We start from the raw sequence: 20,012 nt of genomic DNA, 5'->3' as shown, positions 1-20,012 counted from the left end.
AGACGGGCCGGACGGGAAGCATGGTCAGGATCGGGGCGGACGGGGGCGGCCGGACGCCGGCCTCGCGCAAGCCCGCCGGGCGGTGCCCGGCGGCAGACGAAAGCGGGTTCACCTTGCGCAAGTCAATGAGCCGCCGGACGGTCGCGGCCCTCGCGGGGATCGGTGCGTTCGGCATCCTGGGCACGGCCACCCCCTCCGCCTCGGCGATCGTCGGCGGCGCCCCGGTCGCGGACGGCGCGCGGCCCCATGTCGTACAGATCGAGCAGCAGGACGCGGACGGCACCTGGTCGCACTTCTGCGGCGGGGCGCTGATCGACGGCCGGGTCGTGGCCACGGCGGCGCACTGTGCGATGTGGGCCGAGCGGGGCAAGGTCAAGATCCGGCTCGTGCTGGGACGGTCCGACTCCGCGTCGTCGGCGGGTACGGTGCTGACCGACGAGCGCTTCACCGTCCACAGCCACCCCGATTTCTCCGTCGCGACCAACTCCGACCTGGGGCTGATCGTGCTCGACCGGCCCGTGCGGGAGACCGCCGCGTCCCTTCCCCCGCTGGGTGCCGATCCCCGGCCGGGCCGGGTGCTGCGCGCAGCGGGCTGGGGGCGCACCGACCTCGGGGACCCGGCCAAGCCGTCCCGTCTGCGGGAAGCGGCGCTTCCCGTAAGGAAGTTCGACGACGAGGGCGGCACCTGGGACAAGAAGTTCCTCTGCGCGGGCACGGACACGGTCCGGGTCGGGCCCGGTGACAGCGGGGGTCCGCTGTTCGCCCCGAACGTGTCCGGCAGGGCCGTCGTCTACGGCCTCGTGACCGGGGAGACGAACACCTGCCCGGGGCTCTTCACGAATCTGACCGACCCGGCGCTGTGGAAGCCGTTCCGCGCGCCGCTCGCCTCCCACGGGCTCTCCCATGTGATCCCGGTCGAGCGCCGGGTCGCCGACGCGGCCTGATCCCGCCGTGCTCCGGGGCCTCAGCTGAAGTCGAGGCCTCCGGTGCGGGTCCGCTTGAGCTCGAAGAGGTCGGGATGGCGGGCGAGGACGCGGAACCCGTCGAAGAGTTCGGCGGCCGCCTCGCCGCGCGGGACGGCCCGCAGGACCGGTCCGAACCAGACGGTGCCGTCGACGTGGAGGGTGGGGGTGCCGACATAGGCGCCGCTCTCCGGCTCCTTGCCCGCGTCATGGCTGCGGCGGACGGCCTCGTCGTACGCCGGGTCGTGGGCGGCGGCGGCCAGTTCGGCGGGCAGGCCGAGTTCGGCGAGGGACTCGGCGACGACGGCGTCGAGGTCGTCCCGCTTCCGCTCGTGGATACGGGTGCCGTACGCGGTGTAGAGCGGGCGCAGGACGTCCTCGCCGTGCCGCGCGGCGGCGGCCACGGCGACCCGGACGGGCCCTACGGAGGCGTCGACGAGGGTGCGGTACCAGTCGGGCAGGGTGTTGCCCTCGTTGTGGAGGTGGAGGCTCATGACCTTGAAGCGGAGGTCGATGTCCCGGAGCCGCTCGACCTCCAGGATCCAGCGGGAGGTGATCCAGGCGAAGGGGCAGACGGGGTCGAAGTAGAAGTCGACGACGGGCCGGGGTCCACCGGGAGCGGCGAACCCGGCTTCTCCGGTGGCCCCGGCTTTCTCGGCGACCCCGACAGCCCCGACAGCCTTTGCGGTCTCTGCGGTCTGAGTGGTCTCTGCAATCCCCGTAGTCGTCATACGCCGAATCTAGCCACCGAGTGGCCTGCCCCTCTGGTCCAATCGGGCACGGCCGGAGTGGGCCGCTTTCCACGGCCCGCCGCCACTCCGGCCACCGCTCCCTCCGTCACCCCTTCCCCGCCGTCGTTCCCGCCGTCACTCCCCGCCGGTCATCTCCACCAGCTTGCGGACCGTGTTCCAGTTGCGTCCGGTGACGACCAGGCCCTTGACGACCGAGGCGCGGGAGACCGCCTCGCCGAGCTTGGAGTTGCCCAGGCCCTCGGGGGCGTAGAGGTAGAGGACGCGGTCGCCGAGCGCGAACTCCTCGGGGAGATGGGCCTCCCGGTCGATCCCGGCGAAGCGTCCGGGGTCGGCGGACTCGGAGAGGTAGAGGGCGTGGAGCTGCTTGCCCTCCAGTTCGGCGGCGGGGAAGGGGCAGGCGGCGGCGACCGCGGCCAGATAGGCGCCGTCCCGGACGAGGCAGTCGACGCGGAAGCCGAACCGGTGCTCGACCGCGTCCTCGATCTCCGAGGCGAGCGCCTCGTCGGAGGCGGCGGCGGAGGAGGCAGCGGGGGCAGCGGTGGTGAAGACCGCGTTCCCGCTCTGCAGATAGGTGCGGACGTCCCGGTGGCCGAGCCCTTCGAGACAGGACCTGAGATCCGCCATGGGGACCTTGCGGCGACCGCTCACGTTGATGCCGCGGAGCAGGAGCGCGTACGTCTGCGTCATGGGGTCAGCGTAGGACGGTCACCGCGCCTCGTGGGGGGTGGCGCGGTGACCGGTCCGAACACTGTCCGATGAAGGGGAGCCGGGAGAAGAGCCGCCACCCATCTGTGATTTATTCAACAACACTTCGTAAGGTCGAAAACGGAAGCAATCATTCTTTTCCTTGCTCTGACGGGTGGGCCTCGGGGGCTCGTGGTGCGGGTGGGAGAATTCGGCTCGATCGCACGGATGAGGGAGAAGGTCGATGGACGAGGCGCGGGCGCGGGAGATCCTGGCCGGGGCGGGGCTGCCGGTCGCGGAGGCGCGACTGCTGGCCCTCGGTGAGAACGCGGTCTTCGCGGTGGGGGATCTCGCCGTGAAGGTCGGCCGGGACTCCGAGGTGTTCGAGCGGGCGGAGCGCGAGCTGGCGCTCGCCGCCTGGCTCGCCGAGGCGGACGTTCCCGCCGTGCGCCCGGCGGAGGACGCGCCCCGCCGGGTGGACGGGTGCCCGGTCACCCTCTGGCACCGGCTGCCCGAGGCCGTGCGGCCCGCCGAGCCTCGCGATCTGGCGCCGCTCCTGAGGCGGGTGCACGCGCTGCCGGAGCCGACCGGCTTCACGCTGCCCCGGCGGGAGCTGCTGGGCGGGGTCGAGCGGTGGCTGCGTCTCGCGGGGGACGCGATCGACCCGGCGGACGCGGCTTTCCTGCGCGAGCGGCGCGACGCGTTCGCGCCGACGGCCGCCGCGCTGACACCCCGGCTGACGCCGGGTCCGATCCACGGCGACGCCCTCCCCCGCAACGTGCACATCGGCCCCGACGGTCCCGTCCTGGTGGACCTGGAGACCTTCTCGTCCGATCTGCGCGAGCACGATCTGGTGGTGCTCGCGCTCTCCCGGGACCGGTACGGCCTGGACCCGGCGGCGTACGAGGCCTTCACGGAGGCGTACGGCTGGGACGTGCGGGAGTGGGAGGGGTGCGCGGTGCTGCGGGGGGCGCGGGAGACCGCGAGCTGCGCGTGGGTGGCGCAGCACGCGCCGACGAACCCGAAGGCCCTCGTCGAGTTCGAGCGGCGGGTGGCCTCGCTGCGGGACGGCGATCCCGAGGTGCGCTGGTATCCGTTCTGACATCATGGCCCGGTCGAACCAGGCCGATCTACAGGGGTGTTGGGGATGAACGTGGAACTGTCCGAGGTGACGCTCGACGTCGAGGTGAGCGGGGAGGGTCCGGCCGTGCTCCTCGTGCACGGTTTCCCCGACAGTCACCGGCTCTGGCGTCATCAGGTCCCGGCGCTGAACGCGGCGGGCTTCACGACGGTCGCCCCCACCCTGCGCGGTTTCGGGGCCTCGTCCCGTCCGGAGGGCGGGCCGGAGGCGTACGACCCGGCGAAGCACGTGGGTGATCTGCTGGAGCTGCTGGCCCGGCTGGAGCTCGACCGGGTGCATCTGGTGGGGCACGACTGGGGTTCGGGGATCGTCCAGGGCCTCGCGCAGTTCGTGCCGGACCGGGTGGCGAGCGTGACCCTGATGTCGGTGGGCAACATCGCCGCGATCCTGCGGGCGGGGTGGGAGCAGCGGCAGCGCCTGTGGCACGTCACGATGTTCCAGCACGAGGGGCTCGCGGAGGAGTGGCTCTCCCGCGACGACCACGCGAACCTGCGGGAGATGCTCGGTGACCACCCGGACGCGGCGGAGGTCCTGGAGCCGCTGTGCGCTCCGGGCGGGCTGACGGCCGCGCTCAGCATCTACCGGGCGGGGCTGCCGGTCGAGCTGCAGCTGGGTCCCGTCCCGGAGGCGCCCCCGCTGACGGTCCCGGTGATGGGCGTCTGTTCCACCGGCGACCGCTATCTCGGCGAGCGGCAGATGGCGGACACCGGCGCGTACGTCTCCGGCTCCTGGCGGTTCGAGCGGGTCGAGGACGCCGGGCACTGGTTCCCGCTGGAGCGGCCGGAGAAGGTCAACGAGCTGCTGCTGTCCTTCTTGAAGGAGAACGGCTGAGGGGTGTCCCCCGCGCCCCGGTGAGGTCCTCGCGGGCCCGCCGGGGTGCCGACCGCTAGCCGACGGCCAGGGCGAGCGGTGTGCGCAGGGGCCAGGTCGGGTCGACGACGGCGTCCGTGTCGCCCTTGCCGCGCAGGAAGTCCTGGAAGTTCTCGGCCCAGGCGCGGTACCAGTCGATCTGGCGCTCGTGGAGTTCGGCCGGGTCGAGTGCGGCGACCCGTTGGTGCCGCTCGGCTATCGCGACGGCGACCCGGACGGCGGCGAGCGCGTCGGCCGCGGCCTCGTGGGCGGCTTCGAGGACCACCCCGTACTCCCCGCAGACCGCTGCCAGGGTGCGTTTGCCGCGGCGGTAGCGGTCGACGGCCCGGTCGATGGTGTAGGGGTCGACGACGGGTCCGACGGGGACGCCGCCGATGCGCTCGCTCAGGGAGGGCAGTCCGTGGCGGCGCAGCTCGGCGGAGAGCAGCGTCAGGTCGAAGGAGGCGTTGTACGCCACGACCGGGACGCCGTCCTCCCAGTAGGCGGCGAGGGTCGCCGCGATCTCGTCGGCGACCTCGCGGACCGGGCGGCCCTCGGCGGTGGCGCGCTCGGTGCTGATGCCGTGGATCGCGGCGGCCTGCTCCGGGATGTGGACGCCCGGGTCGGCGAGCCAGTCGCGGCGGTGGACGACGTGTCCCGCTCCGTCGACCTCGACGATCGAGGCCGTCACGATGCGGGCCTCCAGTGGATCGGTGCCGGTCGTCTCCAGGTCGAAACCGGCCAGTGGTTCCCCATGCCAAGCCATCGGGTCCTCCTCGTGTGATCTCCCCCGTGGTGCTGACCACCCTCGCACGCGCCACTGACAACGCCGTCGGTCGCCCCCGCCGGGGGGCGGGTCGGGAGACCGGCGGCGGGTCAGGAGACCGGCGGCGGGTCAGGAGACCGGCCGTGAGTCGAGCCAGACGGACTCGAACTCCTCCCGGTAGGTCTCGAAGAGCCCGTGGTCGCCGTCACGGGCGCCCTGGCCGTGCCGGACCACGTTCCGGCCGCCGCGCAGGACGAGGACGGGTGCCTCCATGCCCCGGGCGCGGCGCAGATAGGACTGGACGACGCCGACGCCGTCCGGTCCGTCGCCGTCCACCAGGTAGGCGGTGAAGCGGGGGGTCTCGTCGAAGACGTGGATCTGGAAGGCGCCGGGGTCGCGGAGCTTGGAGCGGACCCGGCGCATGTGCAGGATGTTCATCTCGACCGAGCGGCTGAGTTCGCCCTTCTTCAGCCCGAGCTCGCGTTCGCGCCGCTTCACGGCGCTGCTGGCGGGGTTGAGGAAGAGGAGCCGGGTGCGGCAGCCGGACTCGGCGAGCCGGACCATGCGGCGGCCGGAGAAGTTCTGCACGAGCAGGTTCAGGCCTATACCGGTGGCGTCGAGGCGGCGGGCCCCGCCGAAGAGGTCCTCGGCGGGCAGTTGCCGCTGGAGCCGGACCCGGTCGGGGTGGACGGAGACGACGTCCGCGTACCGGTCGCCGACGAGGTCCTCGACCGCGTCGACGGGCAGCCGGTCGGCGGAGGGCACCGCGGCGCCGCTGCCGAGGATCTCCAGAATGCGGGCGGAGGCCCGTTCGGACTGGGCGAGGACGGTCAGGGAGAGGGCCCGGTTGCGGGAGACGACGTTCCGGGTGACCTCCAGTTCGTCCAGGGCCAGCTCGACCTCGCGCCGGTCGTCGAAGTAGGGCTCGAAGCAGGGCCAGTGCTGGACCATCAGTTCGCGCAGCTGGGGCAGGGTGAGGAAGCTGAGGACGTTGTCGTCGGCCGGGTCGAGGAGGTAGCCCTTGCGGCGGGAGACCTCACGGACGGCGACGGCCCGCTGGACCCATTCCTGGCCGGCGGGACCGGCCGCGGCCACCACCCACTCCTCGCCGTGCACGGGTTCGTACACGGGCCGCAGGACGGCGGCGACCACGGCACGGAGCCGCTGTTCGACCAGGTTCAGCCAGATGTAGGCGCGTCCGGCGCGCTGGGCGCGGGTGCGGACCTCGCTCCACGCCTCGGCCCCCCAGTCGAGTTCGGCCCCTATCTCCACGGGCCGGACGACGGTGACCGTGCCCGGTGGCACGCCCGGCGGGGTGACCGCGCCGGGCGTCGCCTCCGCGGGCCCGGCCGGGCCCCCCTCGTGACCCTCGTCACCTGGGGGCAGCTCCAGACCTCCCGAGCTCACCCGCGCACCGCCTTCTGCTCCTGGACGCCCGTGTCGACCGGTCCGACAACGATCAAGGAAGGGTACTCCGGGAGCGGGAGGCGGTGCAGCAGGATCGTCAGGCTGCTTCGTCAACTACCGAGATCGGGCTGTCCGTTCTCGGAGGCGAGCTCCGGCGGAGTGAGCGGATTCATAGCGGTGACGTCGCGGGGGGCCAGCTGGAAGCCCTGCCAGTGGACCGGCATGGGCTGCTGGTCCTCGTCCCGGGCGATGTGGTGGAACCCTATGTTGACCCAGACGGACGGTTTGGTCAGAGTCTCACCATTGACCCATTTGTCCACGCTGTCACCGGCGTTGGCGCCGCAGTTGCCGATGTTGTTGCTGGCGAACTTCTCGCAGGCGCGGGCCTGGGTGAAGTAGATGTCGTGCTTGGTGAAGCCGCGTCCGGCGTGGGTGTCGCTGTGGCCGGGCACGATCTCGTAGGAGCGGGCGTGGCCGTCGGCGTTCTTCCCGGTGCCGCTGACCACCCGCCACCAGCGCATGTTCTTGGCGTCCCCGGCGAGTTCCTTGGTGACGACGCTGCGCTGGGTCTTCACGGTGGGACCGCCGCCGCCCGCCGCGGGGGCGGTGACGGTGGAGTCGAACTGCTCGATGCGGTCCTTGGTGGAGCCGTCGAGGCCGAAGTCGAGCTTCCAGAAGACGTTGTGGGCGTGGCTGGTGGCGTAGCCCCGGGCGCCCTTGCCGAGGGGCCAGCCCCGGCCGTCGGTGGCGTTGTAGTCGACCGGGGAGAGGCTGCCGGTGGCCCCGACGTTGGCACCGATGGTGCCGTCTGCGGAGAAGCGCCACTCGGTGATGTACTCGTACCAGCCGACCTTGTTCACGGTGTAGACCAGCAGGTCCTTGGCCTGGGCCTGGTAGACCTTGCTGCCGGTGTCGCTGGCCATGCGGTAGGCGTGGCCGCGGGCCCGGGTCGTGGTGCACAGGCCCTTGGCCTCGCCGACCTCGGGGACCTTGATCGTGGTGATGGTGCCGCCGGGACACTCGGCGGGCTTGAGGCTCTGCAGGCCCCAGCCGAATCCGGCGCCGGTCAGGTCGTCGTACTCGGAGACGCCGTCGTCGTACGGGACGTGGATCTGGGCGAGCCGGGCGCTGGCGAGGACCTTGATGGGCGCGGTGGCGCCGGGCGGCTGGAAGGTGATGTTGTCGAGGGTGAGCCCGGCGTCGGTGTCGTAGCGCCAGCACATGCGCCAGGTGGTGCCGCCGTCGAGCTTCTGGGTGATGCGGTAGGCGGCGGAGCAGTCGGCGGTCGGCGGGGCGGGCGTGCGGGTCGGCGCCGGGGGCCGGGGGGCGGCGGTGGCCCCGGTCGCGGGGGCCGCGGCGGCCGTGGCGGTGCCGAGCAGGGCGGCCGCGGTCAGCAGGGCGCCCCGGCGGGTACGCCGGTGTGACTGATGGGACATGGGAACGTACTCCTCGGTACGGAGATCGGTACGGAGATGCGGCGGGCGGCGGTCAGCCGACGCGGGTGACGGTCCTCGCCGAGAGGTCGACGATCAGGTTGCGGGTGTCGATCCAGGCTCCGTTGAGGACCTTGGTGACGAGCCGGACGCAGCGGTGCTTCCCGCAGTCGGTGAGCGCCTCGGGGACGTTCGCCTCGCGGTAGGGGCGGTAGACGTCGCCGTTGAACCACAGCTGGGTGGTGGAGGTCAGCCGCTTGCCCGTGGCGTCCTCGTAGTCCTCCTTGACGCCCTTGCCGAGCGGGCTGGCGAGGATCAGTTCCAGCGCCTTGCGGAGTTCCTCGGGGTGGGCGGAGGGCTGGACCCCGCGCTGCGCGGCGGAGCGTTCGACCTTGCCCGTGTCGAGGTTGACGGTCCGGGTGATCAGCTCGTCCCGCGCGTAGTCGTAGAGGCGGACCTCGGCTCGGCGGGTCGGGTCGCCGGCCAGCGGGTCGGCGAGGTCGGTGCCGAGGTGCTGGGGCCCCCGGCCGCCCACGACGTCCTGCTGTGCGGCGGCGCCGGGCTGGGCGAGCGCCAGGGCCTCGGCGCGGGTCAGTTCGTCGTCGGTCAGCGGATCGCTGCCGATGCCCCGGGCGCCCTCCGCGGCGACGGGGACGACGGTGGCGGGCGCGGGCACGGCGCCCCCGCCCGCGGTTCCTTCACCACCCTGCTGTCCCGTCCCGGACGCTCCGGCCGTTCCGGACGCTCCGGCGGTTCCGGCCGCCGGGCCCCGGGCGCCGGGCGTGTCGTCCGCTCCGGCCGAGCCGGGCAGGCTGATCGCGACCGCGACGGCGGTTCCCGTCACCGCCATGGCCGCTCCGGCCACCACCTTCCCCAGGTGGCGGCGCGCTATTTCGTACACACTTCCCCCTCGTTCCCCCTCTTGTTCTGCGGTCACCCGGTAGGACGGGGTGAAGTCCTAGGAGGTTGCGCCTCTTTCAGGCAGGATGCGGCCGAAGAGCAACCCCCGAACCCGGACAGAAGAGGAATTTTCATACTCATGCAGGTCTGGCCGGGACAGGCGTACCCCCTGGGCGCCACCTATGACGGAGCGGGCACCAACTTCGCGGTCTTCTCGGAGACCGCGCACCGGATCGAGCTGTGTCTGCTCGACGACGACGGGGCGGAGACCTCGGTCGAACTGCGCGAGACCGACGCGTTCGTGCGGCACGCCTATCTGCCGGGCGTGATGCCGGGACAGCGGTACGGGTTCCGGGTGCACGGCCCGTACGCGCCGGAGCGCGGGCTGCGCTGCAACGCGGCGAAGCTGCTCCTCGACCCGTACGCGCGGGCGATGTCGGGGCGGATCGAGTGGGGCGAGGCGGTGTACGGGTATCCCTTCGGGCGGCCGGACGCGCGGAGCGACCTGGACTCCGCCGGGCACACGATGACCTCGGTCGTGGTCAATCCGTACTTCGACTGGGGCGACGACCGGCGACCGCGCACCGAGTACCACCGCACGGTGATCTACGAGGCCCATGTGAAGGGCCTGACGATGCTGCACCCGGACCTGCCGGAGGAGCTGCGCGGGACGTACGCGGGGCTCGCGCACCCGTCGGTGATCGGACACCTGAAGGAACTGGGCGTCACCGCGCTCGAACTGATGCCCGTTCACCAGTTCGTGAACGACCACCGGCTCGTGGACGCGGGGCTCTCCAACTACTGGGGCTACAACACGATCGGCTTCTTCGCCCCGCACAACGCCTACGCGTCCTGGGGCGACCGGGGCCAGCAGGTCCTGGAGTTCAAGTCGGCGGTGCGGGCACTGCACCAGGCGGGCATCGAGGTCATCCTCGACGTGGTCTACAACCACACCGCCGAGGGCAACCACCTGGGCCCGACTCTCTCCTTCCGGGGCCTGGACAACCCCTCGTACTACCGGCTCGGCGACGACCCCCGGACCTACACCGACACCACGGGCACCGGGAACTCGCTGCTCATGCGCTCCCCGCACGTACTCCAGATGATCATGGACAGTCTGCGGTACTGGGTGACCGAGATGCACGTGGACGGCTTCCGCTTCGACCTGGCCGCCACCCTGGCCCGCCAGTTCCACGAGGTGGACCGGCTGTCGTCCTTCTTCGACCTGGTGCAGCAGGACCCCGTGGTGAGCCAAGTGAAGCTGATCGCCGAACCGTGGGACGTCGGCGAGGGCGGCTACCAGGTCGGCAACTTCCCGCCGCTGTGGACCGAGTGGAACGGCAAGTACCGGGACTGCGTGCGGGACCTGTGGCGCGGCGAACCCCGCACCCTCGCCGAGTTCGCCTCCCGGCTGACCGGCTCCTCCGACCTCTACCAGGGCGACGGGCGCCGACCGCTCGCCTCCGTCAACTTCGTGACCTGCCACGACGGCTTCACCCTGCGGGACCTCGTCTCGTACGACGAGAAGCACAACGAGGCCAACGGCGAGGGCAACCGGGACGGCGAGAGCCACAACCGGTCGTGGAACTGCGGGGTGGAGGGCGACAGCGAGGACGTCGGGATCGTCGAGCTGCGCGCCCGCCAGTCCCGCAACTTCCTCGCCACCCTGATGCTGTCGCAGGGCGTCCCGATGCTCAGCCACGGCGACGAGTTCGGCCGCACCCAGGGCGGCAACAACAACGCCTACTGCCAGGACAACGAGGTGTCCTGGGTGCGCTGGCCCAAGGAGAACAGCGAGGCGGAGGCGACCCTGCTCCGCTTCACCCGCGCGATGGTACGGCTCCGCAGGGAGCACCCGGTGTTCCGGCGCCGCCGCTTCTTCCACGGACGGCCCGTCGAGGGCACCCACGACGAGCTGACCGACATCGCCTGGTTCACGCCCGGGGGCGAGGAGATGACGTCCCGCGACTGGCAGGCGGCGCACGCGCGGGCGCTGACCGTCTTCCTCAACGGCAACGCCATCTCGGAGCCGGGCCCGCAGGGCGAGCGGATCGCCGACGACTCCTTCCTGCTGATGTTCAACGCCTCCTCGCGGGAACTGGACTTCGTCGTCCCGGACGGCCACGGGGCCTGCTGGCGGACGGTGGTGGACACCTCCGACCCGGAGGGGATGCCGCCCCGGGAGGGCCCGGAGCTGGCGGGCGGCGAACGGATCACGCTCGCGCCGCTCAGCCTGAGCGTCCTGCGACGCCCCGTCTGACGGCGGGCCCCGCCGGGGCGGACGGTACGGGCCGGGTCCGCACCGCCCAGGACAGGGCCGCGCAGGCCACGGCCGCGCCCACCGCCACCGCGAAGGCGGCGGGCGCGCCGTGCCGTTCGGCGAGCCGCCCGGAGAACGCCAGGGCGAGCGCCTGACCGGCCACGACGCCACTGGTGAGGAAGGCCATGGACTCGGCGAGCCGGGTGGCGGGCACGGCCCGCTCGGTGAGCCCGAAGACGGTGATCAGGTGCGGGGCGTAGGCGGCTCCGAGGACGACCACGACCGCGTACAGGCCGCCGAGGGAGCCGGTCCACGGCAGCGGCAGGGAGAGCCCGACGAGCCCGGCGGTCGCCGCGCGCCAGCGGGTCGTCAGGCCGATCCTGGCGGGCAGGGCGGCCAGGGAGAGCCCGACGACGGCGCTCATCACCCCCATCGCCGCGTACACGAGCCCCGCCTGCGCGGGGACGCCGAGGTCCTCGGTGAGGGCGGTGATGCCCGCCTGGGAGGCGCCGAACATGACGCCTTGGAGGACCATCGCCCCGCGCAGCGCGTACGCGGTCCCCGCGAGCCTCGTCCGTTCGGCGGAGCCCTTACGGGTGGACGCCGGGTCCGGCGCGGTGGCGGCGGCCGAGGGGTGCAGGGCGAAGGCCGTGCCGAAGACCGCGAGGAGCAGCGCCGCGAGGAGGAGGGCGGCGGCCGGGTGCGCGACGGCGACGGCGACCCCGACGAACGCCGGTCCGAGGACGAAGGACACCTCGTCGAGGGTGCCCTCGAAGGAGAGCACCGTGCCGACGAGCCGCCCGTCGGCGCCGGACCGGCGGGCGAGCGCCACCGAACGGGTCCGGGCGAGCGGCCCGGCCTGCGGCACGGACGCCCCGGCGAGCACCGCCACCGCCACCAGCCGGCCGGTGGGGGCGTGGGCGAGCGCGGCGAGGACGAGTCCGGTGACGGCGAGCGCGTTGGCGGCGGAGGCGGCGAGGAGGACCCCGCGCTGTCCGTGCCGGTCGGTGAGCCGCCCGACGACCGGCCCCGCCACGGTCTGTCCGGCCGCGAGCGCCCCGCCCACCAGGCCCGCCGTACCGAGCGAACCGCTGGTCTCCGCCACCAGGAGCAGGGTGCCGAGCTGGCACATGGCGGTGGGCAGCCGGGCGAGGAAGGAGACGACGGGGAGAACGGGGCCGAGCAGCGCGAAGGTGTCGCGGTGGGTCCGGAACATCGGGCGACCGTAACGCGATGCACTCGAACGGGTGCATGGGCCGATGACACAGAAGCCTCCTGGCCGGGTACGTACGTTCGCATGACCTCCCTCACGGCCGGTTCCGCGTCCGCCCGTCCCGTCCCGCCCACCGCCACCTACCGGCTCCAGCTCCGGCCGGAGTTCCCCTTCGCGGCGGCCGGACGGGCCGTGCCGCACCTGGCCGGGCTCGGCATCTCCCATCTGCACCTCTCCCCCGTCCTGGAGGCGGTCCCCGGCTCGGCCCACGGCTACGACGTCACCGACCACCGGTCCGTCCGCGCCGAACTGGGCGGCGAGGAGGGCCTGCGGGAGCTCGCCGCGACCGCGCGGGCGCACGGCCTCGGCCTCGTCCTCGATCTGGTGCCCAACCACATGGCGGCCTCGCCCCGCCACAACCACGCGCTGCGCGCGCTGCTCAGGGACGGCCCCGGATCGCCGTACGCCCGCTGGTTCGACATCGACCGCTCGGCCGGGGACGGGCGGCTGCTGCTTCCGGTGCTGCCCGCGCGCCTCCCCGAGGTCAGGGACCGGCTGCGGGTCGGCGACGGGGTGCTGCGCCTGGACGACCAGGAGTTCCCGCTGCGGCCCGGCACCGAGGGGCTGCCGCTGGACGCGCTCCTGGACGCCCAGTGGTACCGGCTCGGCTGGTGGCGGCTCGCCCGGACCGAGCTGAACTACCGGCGCTTCTTCACCGTCTCGGAGCTGATCGGGGTCCGGATGGAGGACCCGGAGGTGTTCGCGGCCACCCACGCGAAGATCGTCGAGCTGGTCCGGGACGGGGTCGTGGAGGGCCTGCGCGTCGACCATCCGGACGGGCTCGCCGACCCGCAGGGCTATCTGGAGGACCTGGCGGCGGCGACCGGCGGGCGGTGCTGGACCGTGGTCGAGAAGATCCTCACCGGGTCCGAGCGGCTGTCCGCCGCCTGGCCGGTCGCCGGAACCACCGGTTACGACGCCCTGCGCCGTCTCGACGGGGTGTTCACCGACCCGGTGGGCGCCCGGCGACTGACCGGTCTCTACCGGGAGTTCACCGGCCAGCACGAGGACGCCGGAGGTCGCTGGGAACCGACGGAGGAACGCGCCGCCCAGGAGGTCGCCGGGCACGACCTGGCCGCCGAGACGGCCGTCCTCACCCGGCTCGCGGGCCGGATCTGCGCCGCCGACCCGGCCCTGCGGGACCACGCGCCCTGGGCGCTGCGCACCGCCGTCCGTGAACTCCTCGTCCGGGTACCGGTCTACCGCGCCTACCGGACCGGCGGCGAGGAGGTCCTGACCCCGGCGGCGGCGCGCGCCGCGAAGGCCGTGTTCACCGTGCCGGAGGAGGCGACGGCGGTGGACGTCGTCCGGGGCCTGGCGCTCGGCGCGCTGGGCGAAGGGCCCGAACACCGGGCGTTCCGGGCCCGGTTCGCGCAGACGTCGTCGGCGCTGCGGGCCAAGTCCGTCGAGGACACCGCGTTCTACCGGTACGTACCCCTGCTCTCGGCCAACGAGGTCGGCGGCGAGGCGGGCAGCCCGGCGGTGCCGGTGGACGAGTTCCACGCGTACTGTCTGCGGATCTCCCGCGACTGGCCGGACACCGGGACCGTGCTGTCCACCCACGACACCAAGCGCAGCGCCGACGTCCGGGCCGGGATCGCGGTCCTCTCCCAGTGCCCCGAGGTGTGGGCGGAACTGCTCGCCGGGGTCGCCGGGGTGCCCGCCCCGGACCCGCACGTGGCCTGGTCCGCGTGGCAGACCGCCTTCGGCTTCGGCACGCCCGACCCGGACCGGCTCGGCCCCGCCGTCCTCAAGTCCGTGCGGGAGGCGGGGCTGCGGACCAGCTGGACCGAGCCGGACACGGAGTACGAACGGGCGGTGGCCGCGTTCACGGCGGCGGGACCCGGCCGGATTCCGCTGCGGGGAGCCTCGGCGGCGGCCCTCGCCCTGGAACCGCACATCCGGGCGCACGCGCTCGGCACGCTCCTCGCGCAGCTGACGATGCCGGGGGTGCCGGAGCTGTACCAGAACACGGAACGGGCCTACCGGGCGCTGGTGGACCCCGACAACCGGGGCCTGTTCGAGGCCGGTCCCGACGACGACCGGACGGCCCTGGTCCGTGCGGCGCTGCGGCTGCGGCGGGAACGTCCGGCGGCCTTCGGCGCGGTCGGGTCGTACGCGCCGCTGACCGCCGAGGGCCCCGCCGCCCGCCACTGTCTGGCCTTCGCCCGCTCCGGCGAGGTGGTCACGGCCGTCACCCGTCTCTCGCTGCGCCTCGCGGAGGCGGGCGGCTGGCAGGACACCGGTCTCGTGCTGCCGGACGGACGGTGGACCGATGTCCTGGACGGGGGAAGGGAGTTCGGGGGTGGTCCGGCGGCGGGAGTACGCCTCGCGGAGCTGTTCGCGGAACGGCCGGTGGCGCTGCTGGCGCGGGTGGGGGGCTGAGGGCGAGCGCGGACGGGGCGGGCCGCCGGGCTCTCGGGGACGCCGGGCTCCGGGCTCCGGGCTCCGGGCTCCGGGAGGGGCGTGCCCGGGGCCGCCCGTCAGCCGCCGGGGCGGACGATCAGGCTCCGGGGCCCCCGGGTGATGAGACCGGACCACACCGGCCGGAAGCCGTCGGCGAGCCGGAGCCGGGGCATCGCCTCGAACAGGGCCCGCAGGGCGTACTCGGCCTCGAAGCCCGAGAGGAGGACCGCCGGGCAGAACCCGGTGCCGTACGTGAGCTGCCCGGGGTCGTCGCGCGCCGGATCGAACCGGTCGGGATCGCGGAAGCGTTCCGGGTCGCGGCCCGCCGAGCCGAGGAGCAGCGCGACGGACGCGCCCGCCGGGACGATCCCGCCGCTCACCGGCACCTCGGCCGCCGTGCGGCGCACCGCGATCTGCACGGGCGGGTCCCGGCGCAGCGACTCGCTCCAGGCACGGGCGACGAGCCCGGCGGGCGCGTCCCGGAGCGCGGCCACCTGGTCCGGGTCGGCGAGGACGTTGCCGAGGAAGGACGCGAGCGCCTTCTCCCGTACGGCGATCTGCCCGCCGCACTCGCCCGCCAGGGCCCCGGCGGCCCGGCCGCGCACCAGCCGCATCATGTCCCGGTACGGCACGCCGACGGCGGCGGCGACCGTCCCGGCGGGCAGCCAGTGGCAGAAGTCCGCGACCAGGTCGGTCTGCGGGCACCCGGCGATCCGGCGGGCCAGGACGTACGCGGTGCGTTCGGCGACGGCCCGCAGGGCCTCGGTGTCGACGTCCACGTGGGCCCGTGCGCACGGCGGGTCGCCGGGCCGGTGCCCGTGGGTGAAGCGGGGGTCGGTGAGGGCCGTGGCCACGTCCGCGTACCGGCTGAGCACCCAGGCGCGCAGCAGCGGGTCGTGGGTGAGCGGGAAGTCCTCGCGCAGGGCGCGGTGGACGCGGTGCGGGTCGCGCGAGGCGCCCGGGTCGAGGGGGCTGGGGGCGACGGTCCGGGCGCCGGGTCCTGGGCCGTCGGTGGTGGGGCCGTACGCGTCGCGGACCCGTCCGGGGGTGCCCGGCCGCCGGAGCGCGGCGGGGGCCATGGCCGGGAGGCGGGTCCAGGGGTCCGAGGCGGCCCACGGCCCGCCGGTGGGCGTCCGGGGCGGGTCGCCGGGTATCTCCCGGCCCGGCTCGCGGTTCGGCTCGTCGCTCATCGCGCCCCCTGTCGGTCGGCGGTGGGTGCCCCGGCCGACAGACCGTGGCACGCGTCCCCACAGCCCATCACCACCGGGCCGCCACCGCCCGCCGCGTACCGCCGGACGGGTGAAATCGGGGAGCGGCGGGCCGGGGGCCGTACGGGGGAGGGGTAGGAGCCCGGGGCCACGGCCGGGAGACGGTTACGGGCCGTGGTCGATGGGGGGGGCGGGCCGTGGCCCTGCCCTCGTACGGACGGGCCCCGGTCCGGAGGTACGTACGACCGTGGCCCTCCCCTCGTACGGCCCGGCGCCGGGCGCGCGAAAGGGCACTCGCCCGGAGGCGGGGGCCCACGGGGTTCCCTCCCGGCGGCGGGCCCGGCACTCGCCCGGAGAGCCGGGGACGTCCGGGAGGGTCCGGGGCGCATCGGACCCCGGTCCGCTCAGTCGTACGACAGCCGGAACGACATCTCCCCGAAGCCGACGACGTCGCCGGGGCGGACGGCGACCGCGCCCGTGACGCGGCGGCCGTTGACCGTCGTGCCGTTCGTCGAGCCGAGGTCGCGGAGGATCCACATGCCGCTCTGGAGGGAGAGCTCCGCGTGGAGGCGGGACGTCGTCTCGTGGCTGAGACGGAGTCCGTTGACCGGGTCGCGGCCTATCCGCAGCGGATGCGGGCCGGGGGTGGGCAGGAGGAGCTTCGGCAGCCGCTCCGCGTGCCAGGCGCGGCCGAGACGGGCCGTGAAGGCCGACATGCGTCCGACCACACCCACCACGCGCCGGGTCCAGCCGCCCTCGGTCCTCAGGTCGGCGGTGAGCAGGGCGAGTTCGTCCGGCCGCCGGGCCTGGAGCGCGCGTTCCATCCGGAAGAGGAACGTGTCGTGCGAGAGGCGGCCCTGGGCGGCGCCCTCACGGAGCAGCCCGAGCGCGCGGTCCCGCTCGGCATCGGTCAGCCGAGGAGTGTTCGCCGGAAGCTCGAAGGGGGTCGTCACACCGGTGATTGTCGGTCCGGCGGGCCCGCAGTGTCCAGAAGCGCCCCTGACCTGGAGTTCCCGGCAGGTACGCCCGAAGGGCGCAGGCGCGGAAAACCCGTGTCCGGCCCCGTCCGGCCCCTGTTACGGTCTGCCGGTTCCGCACCATGACCTCCCCGGGGGAAACACCACGTGACCGCGCCTTCGGCATCTTCAGCGTCTTCCACGAGCCATCACGACCTCGTCGTCCGTCCACTCGCCGAGCCCGGCGAACTCGGCCTGTTCCTGGGCCTGAGCTACACGCTCGACCACGAACTGGCCTACGACCTCGCCGGGGGCCGTCGGCTGCCGGAGTGGATGTGGGTGGCGCTCGACGGCGACCGGCTGCTCGGGCGGCTGTCCTGGTGGGCGAAGGCACCGGGACGCCCGCCCGAGCACCTCGACTTCTTCGACCTCGACCCGGCCCTCTCCCCCCGGGAGCGTGCCGACGTCGGGCTGCGGCTCCTGGAGACCGCGACCGCCGCCGTGGTCCCGGCGGGCGCGCCGCGTCCCGAGTACACGCGGTTCCTGCCCGCCGACTGGCGGGAGGTGCCCGAGACCCGGGCCCTCCTGGAGTCCCTCTTCGGTGTCCTGACCGCCTCGGGCGCCCGGCCCCTGGTGGAGCGGCTGCGACTGGAGTGGCGGCCCGGCACTCCCCTGCCGGAGCCGACGGGCCGGCTGCTGTTCCGGCCGGTGCGGGACCGCGAGGACCTGGTGTCGCTGATGACGCCGGTCATGGAGGGCACGCTCGACGCGCACGGGCGGGCGGACCTGGCGTCCGGCCTGTCGGCGCGGGAGGCGGCCGAGCTGCACTACGACGAAGAGCTCGGGCGGTACGCGTCGCCGCGCGCGTGGTGGCGGGTGGCGGAGCTGCCGGGGACCGGGGAACCCGTCGGTTTCGTCGTCCCCGCGCGCAACAACTACCACCACACGATCGCGTACATCGGAGTGCTGCCCGCGCACCGGGGCCGGGGGTACGCCGACGAGCTCCTCGCCGAGGGGACCGGGGTCCTGGCCGCTCTCGACGTGCCGCGCGTCCGGGCGGCGACGGACCTGGGGAACGTACCGATGGCGGAGTCCTTCGCCCGGACGGGCTACGTGGCCTTCGAGCGCGCCGTCAACTACGTGTGGGACGTGCCGGGCGTGGCGGGGGCCTGACTGGGAGGATGGCTCCGGTGACCGTTCGCGCACGGGCGGTCACCGGATCTTCCGACTGGACCTTCGACGAGGGGATTCCCGTGCTCTTCGAGGTGTGGGCGCCGCACGCGCGTGAGCGGGTGACGCTGGAGCTGGACGGCTCCCGGCACGATCTGGACCGGGACAGCGAGCGGGACGGCTGGTGGACGGGGGTCGTGGCCGCCGGGGACGGCGACCACTACGGCTTCGCCCTGGACGGCGGTCCGGTGCTGCCGGACCCGCGCGCGCGGCGGCTGCCCTCGGGGCCCGACGGGCTCGCCTCGGTCGTGGACCACTCGGCGTACGAGTGGCGGCACGAGGTCCCGAAGCTGCGGTTGCGCGGCGCTGTCCTGTACGAGCTGCACATCGGCACGTTCACCCCGGAGGGCACCCTCGACGCGGCGGCGGCCCGGCTGGGGGAGCTGGCGGGGCTCGGCATCACCCATGTGGAGCTGATGCCGCTGTGTCCTTTCCCCGGGGTGCGGGGCTGGGGGTACGACGGGGTGGCGCCGTGGGCGGTGCACGAGCCGTACGGCGGTCCCGAGGCGCTGAAGCGGTTCGTGGACACGGCGCACGGTCTCGGCATGGGCGTGGTCCTGGACGTGGTCCACAACCACCTGGGGCCGTCCGGGAACCACCTGCCGTCCTTCGGCCCGTACTTCACGGAGACCCACCACACCCCGTGGGGCGCGGCGGTGAACCTGGACGCGCCGGGCTCGGACGAGGTCCGGGCGTACTTCCTGGGGAGCGCGCTCGCGTGGCTGCGGGACTACCGGATCGACGGGCTGCGGCTGGACGCGGTGCACGCGCTCGCGGACACCCGGGCGTACACGTTCCTGGAGGAGCTGTCGGCGGCGGTCGACGAGCTGGCCGTGGAGCAGGGGCGCAGGCACTTCCTGATCGCCGAGTCGGATCTGGGCGACCCGCGTACGACGACTCCGCGCACCCACGGGGGGCTCGGGGTCCACGCCCAGTGGAACGACGACTTCCACCACGCCCTGCACACCGCGCTCACCGGGGAGTCGCAGGGCTACTACGCGGATTTCGCGCGCGCCCCGATGGCGGCGCTGGCGAAGACGCTCACCCGGGTGTTCTTCCACGACGGCACGTACTCGGCGTTCCGGGGCCGTCGGCACGGGCGGCCGGTGGACCGCGAGCGGACCCCCGCCCACCGTTTCCTGGGGTACGCGCAGACCCACGACCAGATCGGCAACCGGGCGCTCGGGGACCGGCTCTCGGCGTCCCTCTCCCCCGGGCTGCTGGCCTGCGCGGCGGTCCTGGTCCTGACGGGGCCCTCGGTGCCGATGCTGTTCATGGGCGAGGAGTGGGGGGCGGGGACGCCCTGGCAGTACTTCACGGACCACACCGATCCGGAGCTGGCGGAGGCCGTACGGCGGGGCAGGCGGCGGGAGTTCGCGGCGCACGGCTGGGACGAGGAGGAGGTTCCCGATCCGCAGGACCCGGCGACCCGGGACCGTTCCGTGCTCGACCGGACGGAGCGGGAGCGGGACCCGCACAAGCGGCTGCTCGCCTGGCACCGGGAGCTGATCGCGCTGCGCCGGACCCTGCCGGACCTGACGGACCCGGACCTCGCGGGGGTGCGGGTGGCCTTCGACGAGGACGCCCGCTGGCTGGTCTTCCGGCGCGGGGTGCTGCGGGTGGCGGTCAATCTGGGCGCGGAGGCGGCGGAGATCCCGATCGGCTCCCGTGGGAACGACCGGGTCCTGGCGGCGTGGGGGCCGGTGGCGGCGCCGACGGCGGACGGGGTGCTGCGGCTCCCCGGCGAGTCGGCCGTCGTCCTCACGGACGGCTGAGGGCCGGGGC

Annotated in this window: 16 protein-coding genes; 7 read left to right on the top strand and 9 right to left on the bottom strand. The window is 73.9% G+C overall.

The features are described 5' to 3' along the window. The first annotated feature begins 125 nt into the window (after positions 1-125). On the top strand, positions 126-944 hold the full coding sequence (locus ACIO92_RS28050) for a S1 family peptidase (RefSeq protein WP_402283691.1): 819 nt from the start codon (positions 126-128) through the stop codon (positions 942-944). A 20-nt stretch (positions 945-964) separates the two neighbouring features. On the opposite strand, the gene ACIO92_RS28045 is transcribed toward ACIO92_RS28050, so the two are convergent. Beyond that, the gene (locus ACIO92_RS28045) at positions 965-1,693 is read right to left on the bottom strand and encodes a DsbA family protein (RefSeq protein WP_402283693.1); all 729 of its coding nucleotides are present in this window, start codon (positions 1,691-1,693) and stop codon (positions 965-967) included. Positions 1,694-1,828: 135 nt separating this feature from the next. Beyond that, positions 1,829-2,401, bottom strand: coding sequence for a DUF1697 domain-containing protein (locus tag ACIO92_RS28040; RefSeq protein WP_401241621.1), 573 nt, complete (start codon positions 2,399-2,401; stop codon positions 1,829-1,831). A gap of 241 nt (positions 2,402-2,642) precedes the next feature. Here ACIO92_RS28040 and ACIO92_RS28035 point away from each other — a divergent pair, with 241 nt between their 5' ends. Next, the gene (locus tag ACIO92_RS28035) at positions 2,643-3,500 is read left to right on the top strand and encodes a phosphotransferase enzyme family protein (RefSeq protein ID WP_401241624.1); all 858 of its coding nucleotides are present in this window, start codon (positions 2,643-2,645) and stop codon (positions 3,498-3,500) included. A 45-nt stretch (positions 3,501-3,545) separates the two neighbouring features. Then, entirely contained in the window at positions 3,546-4,370 is an 825-nt protein-coding gene (locus ACIO92_RS28030) for an alpha/beta fold hydrolase (protein ID WP_366441401.1), read from the top strand. A gap of 55 nt (positions 4,371-4,425) precedes the next feature. Here the strand turns inward: ACIO92_RS28030 and ACIO92_RS28025 are convergent, their stop codons facing one another. The 4 genes from ACIO92_RS28025 to ACIO92_RS28010 all read right to left on the bottom strand — a co-directional run bounded on the left by ACIO92_RS28025 (position 4,426) and on the right by ACIO92_RS28010 (position 8,895). Continuing rightward, complete coding sequence (locus tag ACIO92_RS28025) at positions 4,426-5,154, bottom strand: 3'-5' exonuclease (protein ID WP_366441400.1); 729 nt, start codon at positions 5,152-5,154, stop codon at positions 4,426-4,428. 129 nt (positions 5,155-5,283) lie between these two features. Then, positions 5,284-6,561, bottom strand: coding sequence for an SAV2148 family HEPN domain-containing protein (locus ACIO92_RS28020; RefSeq protein WP_366441399.1), 1,278 nt, complete (start codon positions 6,559-6,561; stop codon positions 5,284-5,286). Positions 6,562-6,671: 110 nt separating this feature from the next. After that, complete coding sequence (locus ACIO92_RS28015; RefSeq protein WP_366441398.1) at positions 6,672-7,997, bottom strand: copper amine oxidase; 1,326 nt, start codon at positions 7,995-7,997, stop codon at positions 6,672-6,674. Positions 7,998-8,049: 52 nt separating this feature from the next. After that, positions 8,050-8,895, bottom strand: a complete 846-nt coding sequence (locus tag ACIO92_RS28010; RefSeq protein WP_366441397.1) for a Tat pathway signal sequence domain protein — start codon at positions 8,893-8,895, stop codon at positions 8,050-8,052. Positions 8,896-9,033: 138 nt separating this feature from the next. On the opposite strand from ACIO92_RS28010, the gene glgX reads away from it, so the two are divergent. Continuing rightward, complete coding sequence (glgX, locus tag ACIO92_RS28005; protein ID WP_366441396.1) at positions 9,034-11,154, top strand: glycogen debranching protein GlgX; 2,121 nt, start codon at positions 9,034-9,036, stop codon at positions 11,152-11,154. Here the strand turns inward: glgX and ACIO92_RS28000 are convergent. Beyond that, positions 11,123-12,370 (bottom strand): MFS transporter, encoded by a 1,248-nt coding sequence (locus ACIO92_RS28000; RefSeq protein WP_402283697.1) that lies wholly within the window; start codon positions 12,368-12,370, stop codon positions 11,123-11,125. The two genes, glgX and ACIO92_RS28000, sit on opposite strands and share 32 nt — an antisense overlap. Before the next feature lie 81 nt (positions 12,371-12,451). Between ACIO92_RS28000 and treY the strand changes: the two genes are divergently transcribed. Further along, positions 12,452-14,812: a malto-oligosyltrehalose synthase gene (gene treY / locus ACIO92_RS27995; protein WP_402283699.1), complete on the top strand. Its 2,361-nt coding sequence runs from the start codon at positions 12,452-12,454 to the stop codon at positions 14,810-14,812. A 98-nt stretch (positions 14,813-14,910) separates the two neighbouring features. Here treY and ACIO92_RS27990 read toward each other — a convergent pair whose 3' ends face one another. Together ACIO92_RS27990 and ACIO92_RS27985 are read right to left on the bottom strand one after the other, a co-directional pair. Then, on the bottom strand, positions 14,911-16,023 hold the full coding sequence (locus ACIO92_RS27990) for a cytochrome P450 (protein ID WP_402059398.1): 1,113 nt from the start codon (positions 16,021-16,023) through the stop codon (positions 14,911-14,913). A gap of 422 nt (positions 16,024-16,445) precedes the next feature. Next, complete coding sequence (locus tag ACIO92_RS27985) at positions 16,446-16,994, bottom strand: DUF1707 and FHA domain-containing protein (protein WP_351790104.1); 549 nt, start codon at positions 16,992-16,994, stop codon at positions 16,446-16,448. 171 nt (positions 16,995-17,165) lie between these two features. Between ACIO92_RS27985 and ACIO92_RS27980 the strand changes: the two genes are divergently transcribed. Beyond that, positions 17,166-18,170 carry a GNAT family N-acetyltransferase gene (locus ACIO92_RS27980; protein ID WP_402283702.1) on the top strand — a complete coding sequence of 335 codons (1,005 nt, stop codon included), beginning with the start codon at positions 17,166-17,168 and terminating at the stop codon, positions 18,168-18,170. A gap of 80 nt (positions 18,171-18,250) precedes the next feature. Continuing rightward, positions 18,251-20,002 carry a malto-oligosyltrehalose trehalohydrolase gene (gene treZ, locus ACIO92_RS27975; protein ID WP_402283736.1) on the top strand — a complete coding sequence of 584 codons (1,752 nt, stop codon included), beginning with the start codon at positions 18,251-18,253 and terminating at the stop codon, positions 20,000-20,002. Positions 20,003-20,012 lie beyond the last annotated feature (10 nt).

This window comes from Streptomyces sp. NPDC087215, assembly GCF_044744885.1.
Taxonomy (GTDB): domain Bacteria; phylum Actinomycetota; class Actinomycetes; order Streptomycetales; family Streptomycetaceae; genus Streptomyces.
This window is presented reverse-complemented; position numbering and strand designations above follow the sequence as displayed.